11 protein-coding genes are annotated in these 13,727 nt (G+C 73.2%); 8 read left to right on the top strand and 3 right to left on the bottom strand.

Going from position 1 to position 13,727, the window contains the following annotated elements:
- Positions 1-390: 390 nt before the first annotated feature.
- The gene (locus ACZ4TO_RS28180; RefSeq protein ID WP_468025529.1) at positions 391-1,749 is read right to left on the bottom strand and encodes a type III PLP-dependent enzyme domain-containing protein; all 1,359 of its coding nucleotides are present in this window, start codon (positions 1,747-1,749) and stop codon (positions 391-393) included.
- A gap of 185 nt (positions 1,750-1,934) precedes the next feature.
- Between ACZ4TO_RS28180 and hutU the strand changes: the two genes are divergently transcribed.
- The 4 genes from hutU (at position 1,935) to hutI (ending at position 7,430) form a co-directional block, all read left to right on the top strand.
- Complete coding sequence (gene hutU / locus ACZ4TO_RS28185) at positions 1,935-3,608, top strand: urocanate hydratase (protein ID WP_382791905.1); 1,674 nt, start codon at positions 1,935-1,937, stop codon at positions 3,606-3,608.
- On the top strand, positions 3,605-4,828 hold the full coding sequence (locus tag ACZ4TO_RS28190) for an allantoate amidohydrolase (RefSeq protein ID WP_382791908.1): 1,224 nt from the start codon (positions 3,605-3,607) through the stop codon (positions 4,826-4,828). The genes hutU and ACZ4TO_RS28190 overlap by 4 nt, the downstream gene beginning before the upstream one ends.
- On the top strand, positions 4,825-6,183 hold the full coding sequence (locus tag ACZ4TO_RS28195; RefSeq protein ID WP_385044463.1) for a formimidoylglutamate deiminase: 1,359 nt from the start codon (positions 4,825-4,827) through the stop codon (positions 6,181-6,183). The genes ACZ4TO_RS28190 and ACZ4TO_RS28195 overlap by 4 nt, the downstream gene beginning before the upstream one ends.
- 71 nt (positions 6,184-6,254) lie before the next feature.
- Positions 6,255-7,430: an imidazolonepropionase gene (gene hutI, locus ACZ4TO_RS28200; protein WP_382791913.1), complete on the top strand. Its 1,176-nt coding sequence runs from the start codon at positions 6,255-6,257 to the stop codon at positions 7,428-7,430.
- 30 nt (positions 7,431-7,460) lie between these two features.
- On the opposite strand, the gene ACZ4TO_RS28205 is transcribed toward hutI, so the two are convergent.
- Positions 7,461-9,029 carry an RICIN domain-containing protein gene (locus ACZ4TO_RS28205; protein WP_468025530.1) on the bottom strand — a complete coding sequence of 523 codons (1,569 nt, stop codon included), beginning with the start codon at positions 9,027-9,029 and terminating at the stop codon, positions 7,461-7,463.
- Positions 9,030-9,303: 274 nt separating this feature from the next.
- Positions 9,304-10,221: an RNA polymerase sigma factor SigF gene (locus ACZ4TO_RS28210; RefSeq protein ID WP_382791919.1), complete on the bottom strand. Its 918-nt coding sequence runs from the start codon at positions 10,219-10,221 to the stop codon at positions 9,304-9,306.
- A 249-nt stretch (positions 10,222-10,470) separates the two neighbouring features.
- Between ACZ4TO_RS28210 and ACZ4TO_RS28215 the strand changes: the two genes are divergently transcribed.
- The 4 genes from ACZ4TO_RS28215 to ACZ4TO_RS28230 all read left to right on the top strand — a co-directional run bounded on the left by ACZ4TO_RS28215 (position 10,471) and on the right by ACZ4TO_RS28230 (position 13,711).
- A complete protein-coding gene (locus tag ACZ4TO_RS28215; protein WP_382791922.1) occupies positions 10,471-10,839 on the top strand; it encodes an STAS domain-containing protein in 369 nt (122 codons plus the stop codon).
- Between the two features lie 275 nt (positions 10,840-11,114).
- Positions 11,115-11,804: an ATP-binding protein gene (locus ACZ4TO_RS28220; protein ID WP_385044453.1), complete on the top strand. Its 690-nt coding sequence runs from the start codon at positions 11,115-11,117 to the stop codon at positions 11,802-11,804.
- 167 nt (positions 11,805-11,971) lie between these two features.
- On the top strand, positions 11,972-12,697 hold the full coding sequence (locus tag ACZ4TO_RS28225) for an LPXTG cell wall anchor domain-containing protein (RefSeq protein ID WP_451075804.1): 726 nt from the start codon (positions 11,972-11,974) through the stop codon (positions 12,695-12,697).
- A gap of 30 nt (positions 12,698-12,727) precedes the next feature.
- Positions 12,728-13,711, top strand: coding sequence for a hypothetical protein (locus ACZ4TO_RS28230; protein WP_468025531.1), 984 nt, complete (start codon positions 12,728-12,730; stop codon positions 13,709-13,711).
- Positions 13,712-13,727: the final 16 nt, after the last annotated feature.

Consider the following 13,727-nt stretch of genomic DNA (forward strand, 5'->3'; position numbering starts at 1 on the left):
GTGATCCGGCATTTTCCTGTGGAAAATGCCCGCGATGACTAAGGTGGGTCAACTGACCACATTCTCAGGCCCGTCCAAACCCCCTGGGGTCGATTTGTGCTGCCCTGGAGCGGGGTGACGGGGGCGCACCAGAGTGCGAACGGGCGTGCGCCGTGCCGAGTGCGCCTTGGTGGCCGCCGGTAGGGGCTGGCTCCGCCGGGGGGTCCGGGTCGGCCGGCGTCGGCGTCGTCGGACTTCGCCCCCTCCGCCCCTTCCCGTCCCGTCCCGGGGCTCCGCCCCGGACCCCGCTCCTCAAACGCCGGAGGGGCTGGATCTTGCCCGCGGTTCAAAGTCGGGCCGGAGGGGCTGGATCTTCGCCGCGGCCCAACGGCGTGCCGGAGGGGCTGATTTCTACAGTGCGGTGAGTGCCTGGGTGTGGGGGCCGCCTGATTCCGCGACGATCTCGGGGAGGGTCTGGGGGGTTCGTACGACCGCGAAGCGGGTGGTTCCGGGGTCGCCTTGGGTGGGGGCGTAGCCGTAGATGCCGGGGCGGGCCAGGGAGTTGTACGCGTAGTGGTGGGCGAAGTAGTACGCGCCGGTGTCCAGCGCGGCCACGTGGTCGCCCTGTTCGAGCAGCGGCAGCGGACGGCCCTCGGCGAGCAGGTCGCCCGCGAAGCAGGCGGGGCCCGCGACGTCCTGGACGACGTCCGGCCCCGTCTTGGGCCGGCCCTTCGCGTCGTACGCGGCGATCCGCAGCGGCCACGACCCCGGCGCGTAGACCGTGCGGGTCGCCACCTGCACCCCGGCGTGGGTGACCGCGACCGCCCGGCCCCCGGCCGACTTCGTGTACTCGACCCGGGCCAGCACCGTCCCGTGCTTGGCCAGCAGGGACCGGCCGAACTCGGTGACCAGCCCGTACCGCCCGTCGAACAGTCCCGGTGTCGCCTCCGCGAGCAGCCGCGCGTACTGCTCGTACGTCGGAGCCATGGCGTCGGAGCCGAAGTCGACCGGCAGTCCGCCGCCGATGTCGATCGTGTCGACCTGCCGTCGCCCGACGTGCCGGTTGATCTCCTCGGCCAGCGCGTAGGTGTCCGCCACACCCCGCGCCATCAGCGGGAGCGGCATGCCCTGGGAGCCCGAGTGCGCGTGCAGCCGGGTCAGCCAGGGCCGGTCGGCGTACGCCCGCACGATCCAGGCGCGGGCCCCCTCGTCGCGGAGCGCCACCCCGAACTTGGAGGTCGCCGTCGCCGTCGACAGCGCCCCGATCGAACCCCCGCCGACCTGCGGGTTCACCCGGATCCCGAGCGGGGAGCGGGTGGCCGCCGAGCGGACGGCGGCGTCGATGCGCTCCAGCTCCTGCCGGCTGTCCGCGTTGACCGCGATGCCCAGTGCCAGCGCCTCGCGCAGCTCGGCGGGGGTCTTGGCCGGCGAGTCGAGCACGGTCCGCGCGGGCGGGATCCCGGCCGCGCGGGCGAGCTCGAGCTCCCCGGGGCTCGCCACCTCCGCGCCGATGCCCTCCTCGCGGAGCAGGCGCAGGACGGGCACGAGCGGCGTCGCCTTCACCGCGAAGGCGTGCAGCACCGGCGTGCCGGGGGCGGTCACCGCCTCGAAGGCCGTGCGCAGTGCGGCGGCCGAGGCCCGGATGCCGGGGACGTCCAGGAGCGCGACGATGGGACGGTCCGGGGCGAGGAGTCCCTGCTCCACGGCGGCCCGCACGGCGTCGTCCCGCCGTGAGACCCGCGCCGCGTCCGAAGTCCCCGTCGAAGGCATCGCAGCCCCACCCGCCCGGTCGTCGCCGTCGTCCGTCCGATCCCCTGCCCTGTCCATCTCTGCGCCCATGCGTCCCAGCCAAACATCCGGGCGGGGCGCGTGCGGGACCGCGCGCCTATTGACTAGCTCTATTCAACGAGCCAGGATGTGAATATCCGCAGAAACAGTCCGCTAGGAGGCAGACCATGTCAGGACCCCGCCCCGTCCGAGCGCCGCGCGGTACGGAACTGAGCGCCCTGGGATGGCAGCAGGAAGCCGCCCTGCGGATGCTGCAGAACAACCTCGACCCCGAGGTCGCCGAGCACCCCGACAAGCTGGTCGTCTACGGCGGCACGGGCAAGGCCGCCCGTGACTGGCGCTCCTTCGACGCCATGGTCCGCACGCTGCGGACCCTCAAGCAGGACGAGACGATGCTCGTCCAGTCAGGCCGCCCCGTCGGCGTCATGCAGACCCACGAGTGGGCCCCGCGCGTCCTCATCGCCAACTCCAACCTCGTCGGCGACTGGGCCAACTGGGAGGAGTTCCGCCGTCTGGAGGCCCTCGGCCTCACGATGTACGGCCAGATGACGGCCGGTTCCTGGATCTACATCGGCACCCAGGGCATCCTCCAGGGCACCTACGAGACCTTCGCCGCCGTCGCCGCGAAGAAGTTCAACGGCACCCTCGCCGGCACCATCACGCTGACCGCCGGCCTCGGCGGCATGGGCGGCGCCCAGCCGCTCGCCGTGACGATGAACGACGGCGTCGCGATCTGCATCGACGTCGACCCGCGCGCCATCGAGCGCCGCATCGAGCACCGCTACCTGGACGTGCGGGCCGACTCCCTGGAGCACGCCCTCCAGCTCGCCGTCGAGGCCCGCGACCAGCGCAAGCCGCTCTCCATCGGCCTGCTCGGCAACGCCGCCGAGCTGCTTCCCCGCATGCTCGCCGAGGGCGCGCCCATCGACATCGTGACCGACCAGACCTCGGCCCACGACCCGCTCGCCTACCTCCCCGTCGGCGTCGACTTCGACGACATGGCCGACGCGGCCGCCAAGGACCCGGCCGGCTTCACCACCCGCGCCCGCGAGTCCATGGCCCGGCACGTCGAGGCCATGGTCGGCTTCATGGACGCGGGCGCCGAGGTCTTCGACTACGGCAACTCCATCCGCGGCGAGGCCCAGCTCGCCGGCTACGACCGCGCCTTCGCCTTCCCCGGCTTCGTCCCCGCCTACATCCGCCCCCTGTTCTCGGAGGGCAAGGGCCCCTTCCGCTGGGCCGCCCTGTCCGGCGAGGCCTCCGACATCCACAAGACGGACAAGGCGATCCTCGACCTCTTCCCGGAGAACGAGTCGCTGCACCGCTGGATCAAGCTGGCCGGCGAGCGCGTCCACTTCCAGGGCCTGCCGGCCCGCATCTGCTGGCTCGGCTACGGCGAGCGCGACAAGGCCGGCGAGCGCTTCAACGACATGGTGGCCTCGGGCGAGCTGGCGGCCCCGCTGGCCATCGGCCGCGACCACCTCGACTGCGGCTCCGTCGCCTCCCCGTACCGCGAGACCGAGGCCATGCTCGACGGCTCCGACGCGATCGCCGACTGGCCGCTGCTGAACGCCATGGTGAACGTCGCCTCCGGCGCCTCCTGGGTCTCCATCCACCACGGCGGCGGCGTCGGCATGGGCCGCTCCATCCACGCCGGCCAGGTCTCCGTCGCCGACGGCACCAAGCTGGCCGGCGAGAAGATCCGCCGCGTCCTGACGAACGACCCCGGCATGGGCGTCATCCGCCACGTCGACGCCGGCTACGACATCGCCGAGTCCGTCGCGGACGAGCGCGGTGTGCGCATCCCGATGCGCGAGGGCCACGAGGGCGGCGACGCGTGACGTTCCACAGCATGTGGGCGGAGCTGCTGCCGGTCGGCCGCAGCTCCGCCTCCGGCGGCTACCGCCGGTTCGCCTGGACCGGGGCCGACACCGACTGCCGCGCCTGGTTCCGGCAGCAGGCCGAGTCCCGCGGGCTCACCTACGAGCTCGACCGCAACGGCAACCAGTGGGCCTGGCTCGGCGACCCCGCCGAGGGCGACGCCGTGGTCACCGGCTCGCACCTGGACTCCGTGCCCGACGGCGGCGCCTTCGACGGCCCCCTCGGGGTCGTCTCCTCCTTCGCCGCCCTCGACGAACTCCGCGCCCGCGGCGTCCGGTTCACCAAGCCCCTCGCCATCGTCAACTTCGGCGACGAGGAGGGCGCCCGCTTCGGCCTCGCCTGCGTCGGCTCCCGGCTCGCCGCCGGACAGCTCACCGTCGAGCAGGCCCACCGGCTCACCGACGCCGACGGCATCACCCTGCCGCAGGCCATGGAGCGCGCCGGACACGACCCCGCCGCCATCGGCCCCGACCCCGAACGCCTGGGCCGGATCGGCGCGTTCGTCGAACTCCACGTCGAGCAGGGCCGCGCCCTGGACCTCAGCGGCGACCAGGTCGGCATCGCCAGCGCCATCTGGCCGCACGGCCGCTGGCGCTTCGACTTCCGGGGCGAGGCCAACCACGCGGGCACCACCCGGCTCGTGGACCGCCACGACCCGATGCTGCCCTACGCCGAGACCGTCCTCGCCGCCCGCCGCGAGGCCCGGCTCGCGGGCGCCGTCGCCACCTTCGGCAAGATCGCCGTCGAGCCGAACGGCGTCAACGCCATCCCCTCCCTGGTGCGCGGCTGGCTCGACTCCCGCGCCGCCGACCAGGCCACCCTCGACACCGTCGTGGGCGGCGTCGAGAAGGCCGCCCGCGAGTACGCCGAGGCACAGGGTGTCGAACTCGACGTGGTCCGCGAGTCGTTCACCCCCGTCGTCGAGTTCGAGCACGCCCTGCGCGACGAACTCGCCCGCATCCTGGGCAAGGAGCGGGACACCGCCCTCAACGTCCCCGTGCTCGGGACCGGCGCCGGACACGACGCCGGAATCCTCTCCGGCACCGTCCCGACCGCCATGCTGTTCGTACGCAACCCCACGGGTGTCTCGCACTCCCCGGCCGAGTACGCCGCCGAGGACGACTGCGTGGCCGGGGTGACCGCACTCGCCGACGTACTCGAAGGGCTGGCCTGCAGGTGACCAAGACGTACTGGCTGGAACACGCCTGGCTCGACACCCACGTCGAGCCGGGCGTCGCCGTGACCGTGTCGGCCGGCGGCTCCGAAGCCGGTGCCGACGGGCGCGTCACCGACGTCCGCACCGGCGTCGACACCCCGCCGCCGGGCGCCGAGATCCTGCGCGGACTCACCCTCCCCGGCCTCGCGAACGCCCACTCCCACGCCTTCCACCGCGCCCTGCGCGGCACCGTCCAGGTCGGCTCCGGCACCTTCTGGACCTGGCGCGAGATCATGTACTCCTTCGCGGACCGGCTGACCCCGGAGACCTACCACGCGCTGGCCCGCGCGGTGTACGCGGAGATGGCGCTCGCCGGAGTCACCGCCGTCGGCGAGTTCCACTACGTCCACCACGCCCACGACGGCACCCCCTACACCGACCCCAACGCCATGGGCGAGGCCCTCGTCGCCGCGGCCGCCGACGCCGGGATCCGCATCACCCTGCTCGACACGGCCTACCTCTCCTCCGGCTTCGGACAGCCGCCCAACCCGCACCAGCGGCGCTTCTCCGACGGCACCGCCGACGCCTGGGCGGAACGCTCTTCACTTCTCAAGGACCGGGATCACGCACGGATCGGCGCGGCGATCCACTCCGTACGGGCCGTACCCGCCGGACAGCTCGCCACCGTGGCCCGCTGGGCCGAGGAACGGCGCGCCCCGCTCCATGTGCACCTGTCCGAGCAGACCGCGGAGAACGAGGCGTGCCAGGCCGCCCACGGCCGCACGCCCACCCGCCTGCTCGCCGACCACGGCGTCCTCGGACCGCGCACCACCGGCGTCCACAACACGCACCTCACCGACGAGGACATCGCCCTGCTCGGCGGATCAGGCACCGGAACCTGCATGTGCCCCACCACCGAACGCGACCTCGCCGACGGCATCGGCCCCGCCGTCGCCCTCCAGCGCGCCGGCTCACCCCTCTCGCTCGGCTCCGACAGCCACGCCGTCATCGACCTGCTCGAAGAGGCCCGCGCCATGGAGCTGAACGAACGGCTGCGCACCCGCACCCGCGGTCACTGGACGGCCGCCGCCCTGCTGCGCGCCGCCTCCGCCGACGGCCACGCGGCCCTCGGCTGGGACGAGGCGGGCACCATCGAGGCGGGCGCGCTCGCCGACTTCACGACGATCGCCCTCGACTCGGTCAGAACAGCGGGACCGGTGCCACGCCTCGGCGCGGAGACAGCCGTATTCGCGGCCACGGCCGCCGACGTACGGCACACCGTCGTGGCGGGGCGGCACGTCGTGCGCGACGGCGCGCACACGCTCGTCCCCGATGTGCCCACAGCGCTCGCGGACGCCGTCCAGGCGCTGCGCTCCTGACTCCCGGGCGGGCGGGAGACACCGCCCGCCCGACGCCCCCCACCAGCAGTCCCGCCACCCCTGAGGACGCCATGAGCAGCACGACCGTCATCACCAACATCGCCAGTCTGGTCACCAACGATCCCTCCCTCGGCGACGGCTCCCCGCTCGGTCTGATCCAGGACGCGGCCGTCGTCATCGAAGGCGACCGCGTCGCGTGGACCGGTGAATCAAGCAAAGCACCGGCCACTGACAACCGGGTCGACGCCGGTGGCCGCGCGCTGATCCCGGGCTTCGTCGACTCCCACTCGCACCTGGTCTTCGCGGGCGACCGCACCCAGGAGTTCAACGCCCGCATGTCCGGCCGCGCGTACAGCGCGGGCGGCATCCGCACCACCGTCGCCGCCACCCGCGCCGCCTCCGACGAGGAGTTGGAGCGCAACCTCACCCGCTATCTGCGCGAGGCACTCCGCCAGGGCACCACGACCTTCGAGACCAAGTCGGGCTACGGCCTGACCGTCGAGGACGAGGCCCGCGCGCTGCGCATCGCCGCCTCGCACACCGACGAGGTCACCTACCTCGGCGCGCACATCGTTTCCCCGGACTACGCCGACGACCCGGCCGGCTATGTCGCCCTGGTGACCGGCGAGATGCTCGACGCCTGCGCCCCGTACGCCCGTTGGGTGGACGTCTTCTGCGAGAAGGGCGCCTTCGACGGCGACCAGGCCCGCGCGATCCTGACGGCCGGCAAGGCCAAGGGCCTGCACCCGCGTGTGCACGCCAACCAGCTCTCGTACGGCCCCGGTGTCCAGCTCGCCGTCGAGCTGGACGCGGCGAGCGCCGACCACTGCACCCACCTGACGGACGCCGACGTCGACGCCCTGGCGAGCGGCGACACCGTGGCGACCCTGCTCCCCGGCGCCGAGTTCTCCACCCGCGCCGAGTGGCCGGACGCCCGCAGGCTGATCGACGCCGGTGTCACGGTGGCCCTGTCCACCGACTGCAACCCCGGCTCGTCGTTCACCTCGTCCGTGCCGTTCTGCATCGCGCTCGCCGTGCGGGACATGCGGATGACCCCGGACGAGGCCGTGTGGTCCGCGACCGCGGGAGGCGCGCGGGCGCTGCGCCGGGAGGACGTCGGCCGGATCGTGCCGGGCGCCTACGCGGACCTGACCCTGCTGGACGCCCCGAGTCACGTCCACCTCGCCTACCGTCCGGGCGTCCCGCTGGTCACCGGCGTCTGGCGGCGCGGCGTCCGCGAGATCTGAGCCCACCGCCGGGGGCGGCCCAGGGGTGTCTCACGCGCTGCCCGCGCGCCAGCGCTGGCCCGTGCCGCCGGTCAGCGGTACCAGGGACAGCCCGCCGTCCCCGTCCGGTGTCATGGCCGTCTCGATGGCCACGGCCGGACGGATCACCCCGTCGCCGTCGACGGTGAAACGGAGATTGTCGCCGTGGCCGCCGTCGAGCGAGGAGCACTCCCAGATGCCCACGCCCCGGTCGACGGAACCGCGGCTGTCCAGGCAGAAGTCGTCGTCGGCGGCCGACCGGAGGGAACCGCTGTCGACGCGCCAGCGCTGGGTGGCGGAGGACGTGCAGGGCGCGGTGACGACGTCGGTGCCCTTCTCCAGGTCGCCGTCGCGGATGTCCAGGCACAGCCCCGAGGCGACGTTCACCACCTGGGTGAAGGCGCCGCCCGGCGGGCGGAGGACGACGGTCGGGGTCGGCCTGGGACTCGGTGACCTCGGTGGCGCCGACCGGTGCGACGGCGAGGGCGACGCGGAGGTCGCCGACGGAGAGGGCGAGGCCGAGGGCGTCGGGGACGGGGTGACCGGGACCGTCGCCGTGACGGTCACCGGAGGCGGGCCCGAGGGCGTGCCGACCGAGCCCGCCGCGCCCGTGGCCGGCTCGCCGCCCGGGGACAGCAGCAGGAACAGGACCGGCGCCAGGGCCACGCCGAGCGCCGCGGCCGAGGTCAGGACGAACCGGCGGGACGGCGGCCAGGGCCCCGGCGACGTCCGCGGGGCGGCGGGAACGTGGGGTACGGCTCCCGTTCCCGGCGGGTCGGCCGCGACGTACGCCGTGCCCGCCCACGGCAGCAGGCCCTCGGCCAGGGCCGAGCGGGGGTGGTCGCGCAGCGCGGTCAGTTCCTCGTAGGCGGCCGAGCAGTGCGAGCAGCGCGCCATGTGGGTGTTGAGATCGGTGCTGGAGCGGGGGTTGTCGGGCCGTACCGACTCCTCGATCAGCCGGCGGAAGTCCCCGCAGCGCGGATCGTCCGAGGCGGCCAGCCGGTACCGCAGACAGGCCTGGCCCAGGGAGTGGAGGGCCTGGTCGGTCCCGTAGACGACGTCCTCGGCGGTGAGGCCGAGCAGGAGCGCCGTCCGTTCGGCGGGCTCGCGCTCCACGACGGCGTACCAGATGAGCCCCTGGGCGCGGGACGGGAGGGACTGGAAGGCGGGGAGCAGGGAGGGGACGGGGCCGCCGGGGCCCGCGGTGCTGAGGACGAGGAGCAGCCCGGGGTCGAGTCCCGCGGCCCGCTGGTCCCGGGCCCAGGAGGCCGCCACGCGCCCGGTCAGCAGCAGGAGCTGGTGCCGCCAGGGGACGTTCGGGTCGATGCCGCGTGCCGTCTCGCGGGCGGCGAGGGTGAAGGTCTGCGCGGCGAGCTGTCCGGCTCCGGAGTCGCCGGTGGTGCAGGTCCGGGCGTAGGCGAGGACCGAGGCGCGGTGGCGTGCGCGCAGTTCCTGGAGGGCCGCGTACGCGGTCGAGGTGCCGGCGCGCAGCAACTCGGTCAGCCGTGCGTCGGACGCCCCCGCGGGCAGCCCGTCGGCCTCGGCCGGGACGTCTCTGTCGGCCGGGTCGCCCTGTGCCATGTCTTTCCGCCTCCCCGCACCTGGTGCGTGCTCGTCCCGTCCTGACGTACCGGCCAGTTTGGGATGCCCATGGTGACGGGATCGGCCTTCTGGGGAAAGAGTTGCCGGACAACGATTCCGTGGGAGCGCTCTCAACCTCCGCGGCGCCAACCGCTTTGCGTGAAAAGGAAGTTGTCTGCGCGACCGGTGGACGTCCGCCGGGAAGAACGGAGCGGCCCGGCGCCGTGGGCGCCGGACCGCTCGCACGCGCGGCCTCACGGGCCGCGAAGTCGTGTCACTCCTCGACGGTCAGACCCTTGCGGAGTCGCACGAGGGTGCGCGACAGCAGCCGGGAGACATGCATCTGGGAGATGCCGAGTTCGTCGCCGATCTCGGACTGGGTCATGTTCGCCACGAACCGCAGGGAGAGGATCTGCCGGTCGCGCTGCGGGAGTTCGGCGATCAGCGGCTTGAGGGACTCCACGTACTCGATGCCCTCGAGTCCGTTGTCCTCGTAGCCGATGCGGTCGGCGAGCGCGCCCTCGGAGTCGTCCTCCTCCGGCTGGGCGTCCAGCGAGCTGGCCGTGTAGGCGTTCGAGGCGGCCATGCCCTCGACGACCTCGTCGCGGCTGATGCCGAGGCGTTCCGCGAGCTCGTTCACGGTCGGGGCGCGGTCGAGGCGCTGGGCCAGCTCGTCGCCGGCCTTGGCCAGGTCGAGGCGGAGTTCCTGGAGCCTGCGGGGCACCCGCACCGACCAGGAGGTGTCGCGGAAGAAGCGCTTGATCTCGCCGATGATCGTCGGCATCGCGAAGGTCGGGAACTCGACGCCCCGGCTCAGCTCGAAGCGGTCGATCGCCTTGATGAGGCCGATGGTGCCGACCTGGATGATGTCCTCCATCGGCTCGCTGCGGGAGCGGAAGCGGGAGGCGGCGAACTTCACCAGCGCGAGGTTGAGTTCGACGAGTGTGTTGCGTACGTACGCGTGGTCGTGCGTGCCTTCTTCGAGGCACTCCAGTCGCGCGAAGAGCGTCTTGGACAGAGCCCGCGCGTCCACCGGCCCCACCTTGTCGTACGGGGGGATCTCCGGAAGTCCGTCGAGTCCGGTGAGTGCGTCGACTCCGTGGGTCGCGGTCGCGTCGACGTGCTCCGGGGAACCCGGAGAAGGTGTCGACGTCGCCGTCAGGGTCTGCGATGCGTCGAGCCGGGGTGACATGTGTCCTCCATCGTTCTCGGCATATGGCCGCCGATGCCAATACGTGCACTGCGGTGTGCGGCGCCTCCAAAGCCGGCCGGGTCGGATAGGTGTCTCTACTAGCCCTACCCGGTTTCCTGAACTCACCGCAAGTGTCATCTGTGGTGAAATGTCCATTTTCAGGGGGTTGTTCGGGTGTCGGGTGACGTAGAGAAGGCGTAGTGTTCGAGTGCGTACGTCAGTAGTCGCGACACTCGGGAGAGAGACGGCATGGACCGCGGGACGGTCGGCAGCGCACAGTCTGGCCGGCTTCTTGTCGAGGTGCGGGAAGAGGGCACGGCCGCCGTCGTGACTCCCGCGGGTGAGCTCGATCACCACACGGCCGATTTGTTGCGTGAGCCACTCGAGGGCTGCCTCGAAAAGGGGTATGCACGCCTGATCATCGACTGTTCCCGGCTGGAGTTCTGCGACTCCACCGGGCTCAATGTGCTGCTCGGTGCCCGGCTGAAGGCCGAGGCCGCGGGCGGCGGCGTGCACCTGGCGGCGATGCAGCCGGTGGTCGCACGGGTCTTCGAGATCACCGGGGCGGAGGCCGTCTTCACCGTCCACGACACGCTCGAAGCGGCGCTCTCCGGCTGAGCCGGAGGCGGTCCGCCATGTCGTCGTCCCCGTCCCGGGTGCCTCTGAGTGTTCGGTGCGTTACCCGCGTCACGGGTCCCGCGCCGAAAAAGTGGGTGTTCGGACGGTTCCGTCGGGCAGGAGACATCCTGGAAGCGTCGGCGGTCCAGGGGCCGGCGGCCGGGCGGCGGAAGTTCGTTGATCCACCAGCGGTGAAAGCCGTTGATCCATCCGTACTGAAGACTGCGTACTGAGTCTTGAATCGTGAACCGGTGAATCGGTGAGGTGAAGCGCTGATGAGCACCACCCGGCCCTGCACGCCGGGCGACCGCGGCCCGGAGTCGGGCGACGGCGGCGCTTCCGCGGTGTCCGCGCGGAGCGTGGCGCCCGTGGACGGAGCGACGCCCGTCGAGAGCGTCTCCCCGGCCGGCGCCGCGGCGCCCGTCGACCGTGCCCCCACGGCGGGCGAGACGCCCGGCGGCAGCGCCTCCACAGCGGGCGGGACGCCCGGTGGCAGTGCCTCCACGGCGGGTGAGACGCCCGGCGGCACCGCCCCGGCGGCTTCCGCCTCCGTCGGCGGCCAGGTCCGCTCGCTGAGCCTCGCCGGCGAGAGCGGCGTCGTGCCGCTCGCCCGTGACTTCGCCCGGCAGGCGCTGTACGCGTGGGGCTGGCTGCCCGCGCCGAGCGCCGACCGGCGCGCGGCCGCCGAGGACGTCCTGCTGGTCGTCTCCGAGCTCGTCACGAACGCCTGTCTGCACGCCGAGGGCCCGGAAGGGCTCCGGATCTCCTGCGACAACAAGGTGCTGCGCATCGAGGTCTCCGACCGGGGGTCGGGCCAGCCCGCCCCGCGCACCCCGCACCGCGCCGGCCGTCCCGGCGGTCACGGCATGTTCATCGTGCAGCGACTCTGCCTGGACTGGGGTGTCCTGCGGACGCCCGGCGTCGCGGGCAAGACGGTCTGGGCCGAACTCGGCGCTCCCGCCTAGCTGTTCGGTCCGGGCCACGGCTGCGCGTGGTTCGAACCCTTCTTCGTGTGTCACCCGATGCGCGCCGGATCCCCACGGATCCGGCGCGCACTTTGTCTTCCCTCCACAAGTCACCGGGCGTACCTTGACGGCCGATCTGATGTGCCGTCAGAAATGAGGCCGAGCCCGTGACGTACCGGACGTACCAGAAACGAACCGCCGCGCTCGCGTTCGCCGCGGCCCTGGCCGGCTCGGCGGTGCTGACGGCCGCCCCCGCAGCCCAGGCCGACGTGGTGGACGTCAACTACCAGTGCAAGACGCCGATCGGCGACAAGAGCGCCGTCTCTCCCATCGACATCAAGGGAGTCAAGAGCGGCAGCGCCTACAAGCTCACCATGTCCTGGCAGAAGGGCGTCTCCTCCAGCCCCGTCGAGCTGGGCAAGGGCGCGATGTCGCCGAGCGCCGTCATCAAGGTGGGCGGCGCGGACAGCGGCACGGTGGCGGTGAGCGGGCCGGCCAACGCGGCCGCCATCCCCGCCAACACCCCCATCAAGATCAGTGACTTGAGCGGAACCTACACGCCGAAGAAGTCCGGCAAGGTCACCTTCACCGCGGGCGTCCTCACCATCAAGGCCCTCGGCACCACGACCACGTGCACGCCCTCCAACAACCCGGGGCCCTCGCTGACGCTCGACGTCACGGCGGCCGGCGGTTCGGGATCGTCGGGTTCGGGCTCCTCCGGCTCCTCGGGCTCCAGCGGGAGCCAGAGCGGCACCGACTCCGGCGACTCCCTCCCGCAGACCGGCCCCGAGGACTCCGTGATCGCTCTCGGCACCCTCGGCGGCACGGTCCTGCTCGCCGGCGCGGCAGGCGTGCTGTGGCTGACGCGCAGGCACCAGGCGGTACGCCGCTGACCTTCCCGCCCCGCGACCTGGAGCCGCCGCATGCCGTACGCACTTCCCGCCGCCCGCGCGCTGGGCCTGACCCTGGTGCTGCTGAGCGCGGCACCGACGGCCCTGGCCGCCGAGGGCTGGTCCGTCGTGCCGGCCGCGGGCGGCACGGCCGGCGGACGGCCCTCCGTCTACGCGGAGGGCGCCCCCGGCACGGTCCTCCAGGACGCGGTGTCCGTGCTCAACCCCGGGACGCGGCCCGTCACGGTCCGGCTGCGCGGCGCCGACGCGGACGACACGGCCGACGGCGCCTTCGCGGTGCGCGGACGGGCGGCGGACACGGGCGCGTGGATCGCCTTCGCCGGACACGCGGACGGCCGCAGGACCGCGGTGCGCGAGCTGTCCGTACGGGTACCGGCGCACACCCGCGCCGACGTGCCGTTCACCATCGGCGTCCCGGCCGCGGCCGCGCCCGGCGACCATCCCGGCGCGATCGTCGCGAGCGGCGGCGGCCGCACCTCGGCGGTCCGGGTCCAGCTCCGGGTGCCCGGACCGGCGTTGTCGGCGCTGACGGTGGAGCACGTCAGGGTGGGCGGCGGCAGGATCTCGTACGAGCTGGTCAATCGCGGCACCACGGTCCTCGCTCCGCGGCTGGCCGTGCACGCCGGCGGGGTCTTCGGCACCCTGCTCGACCGCGGCCCGCGCGCGCTGCCCGTCGAGCTCCCGCCGGGCCGCCGGGTCACGCTCCACGAGCCGTGGACCGGCCCGCCGGCGTTCGACGCGGCGAAGGTGCGGCTGACGGTGACGGCGGCGGGCGGGGTGCGCGCGACCGGGACCGCGGAGGTCCGGCCGGTGCCGTGGGCCGCGGTGGCCGCCACGACGGGCGCCCTCGTGGTCCTCCTGGCCGCCCTGTCCGTCGTACGGCGCCGGAGGCGGGCCGGGATGCCGGGGCCGGGGCGCCGCGGACGCCGGGCGCGGGACGACGGGGCCGGCGAACACAGCGGCGCGGAGGTCGAGTTGACGGGAGCGGTGTCGTGAGCGTCCTGGACGGCAA

Source organism: Streptomyces sp. NPDC028298, assembly GCF_055565895.1.

Coding starts and splice junctions, on each gene's coding strand:
- ACZ4TO_RS28210 (WP_382791919.1), bottom strand. CDS start 10,221: ATGTCACCCCGGCTCGACGCATCGCAGACCCTGACGGCGACGTCGACA.
- ACZ4TO_RS28205 (WP_468025530.1), bottom strand. CDS start 9,029: ATGGCACAGGGCGACCCGGCCGACAGAGACGTCCCGGCCGAGGCCGAC.
- ACZ4TO_RS28180 (WP_468025529.1), bottom strand. CDS start 1,749: ATGCCTTCGACGGGGACTTCGGACGCGGCGCGGGTCTCACGGCGGGAC.
- hutU (WP_382791905.1), top strand. CDS start 1,935: ATGTCAGGACCCCGCCCCGTCCGAGCGCCGCGCGGTACGGAACTGAGC.
- ACZ4TO_RS28215 (WP_382791922.1), top strand. CDS start 10,471: ATGGACCGCGGGACGGTCGGCAGCGCACAGTCTGGCCGGCTTCTTGTC.
- ACZ4TO_RS28220 (WP_385044453.1), top strand. CDS start 11,115: ATGAGCACCACCCGGCCCTGCACGCCGGGCGACCGCGGCCCGGAGTCG.
- ACZ4TO_RS28230 (WP_468025531.1), top strand. CDS start 12,728: ATGCCGTACGCACTTCCCGCCGCCCGCGCGCTGGGCCTGACCCTGGTG.
- hutI (WP_382791913.1), top strand. CDS start 6,255: ATGAGCAGCACGACCGTCATCACCAACATCGCCAGTCTGGTCACCAAC.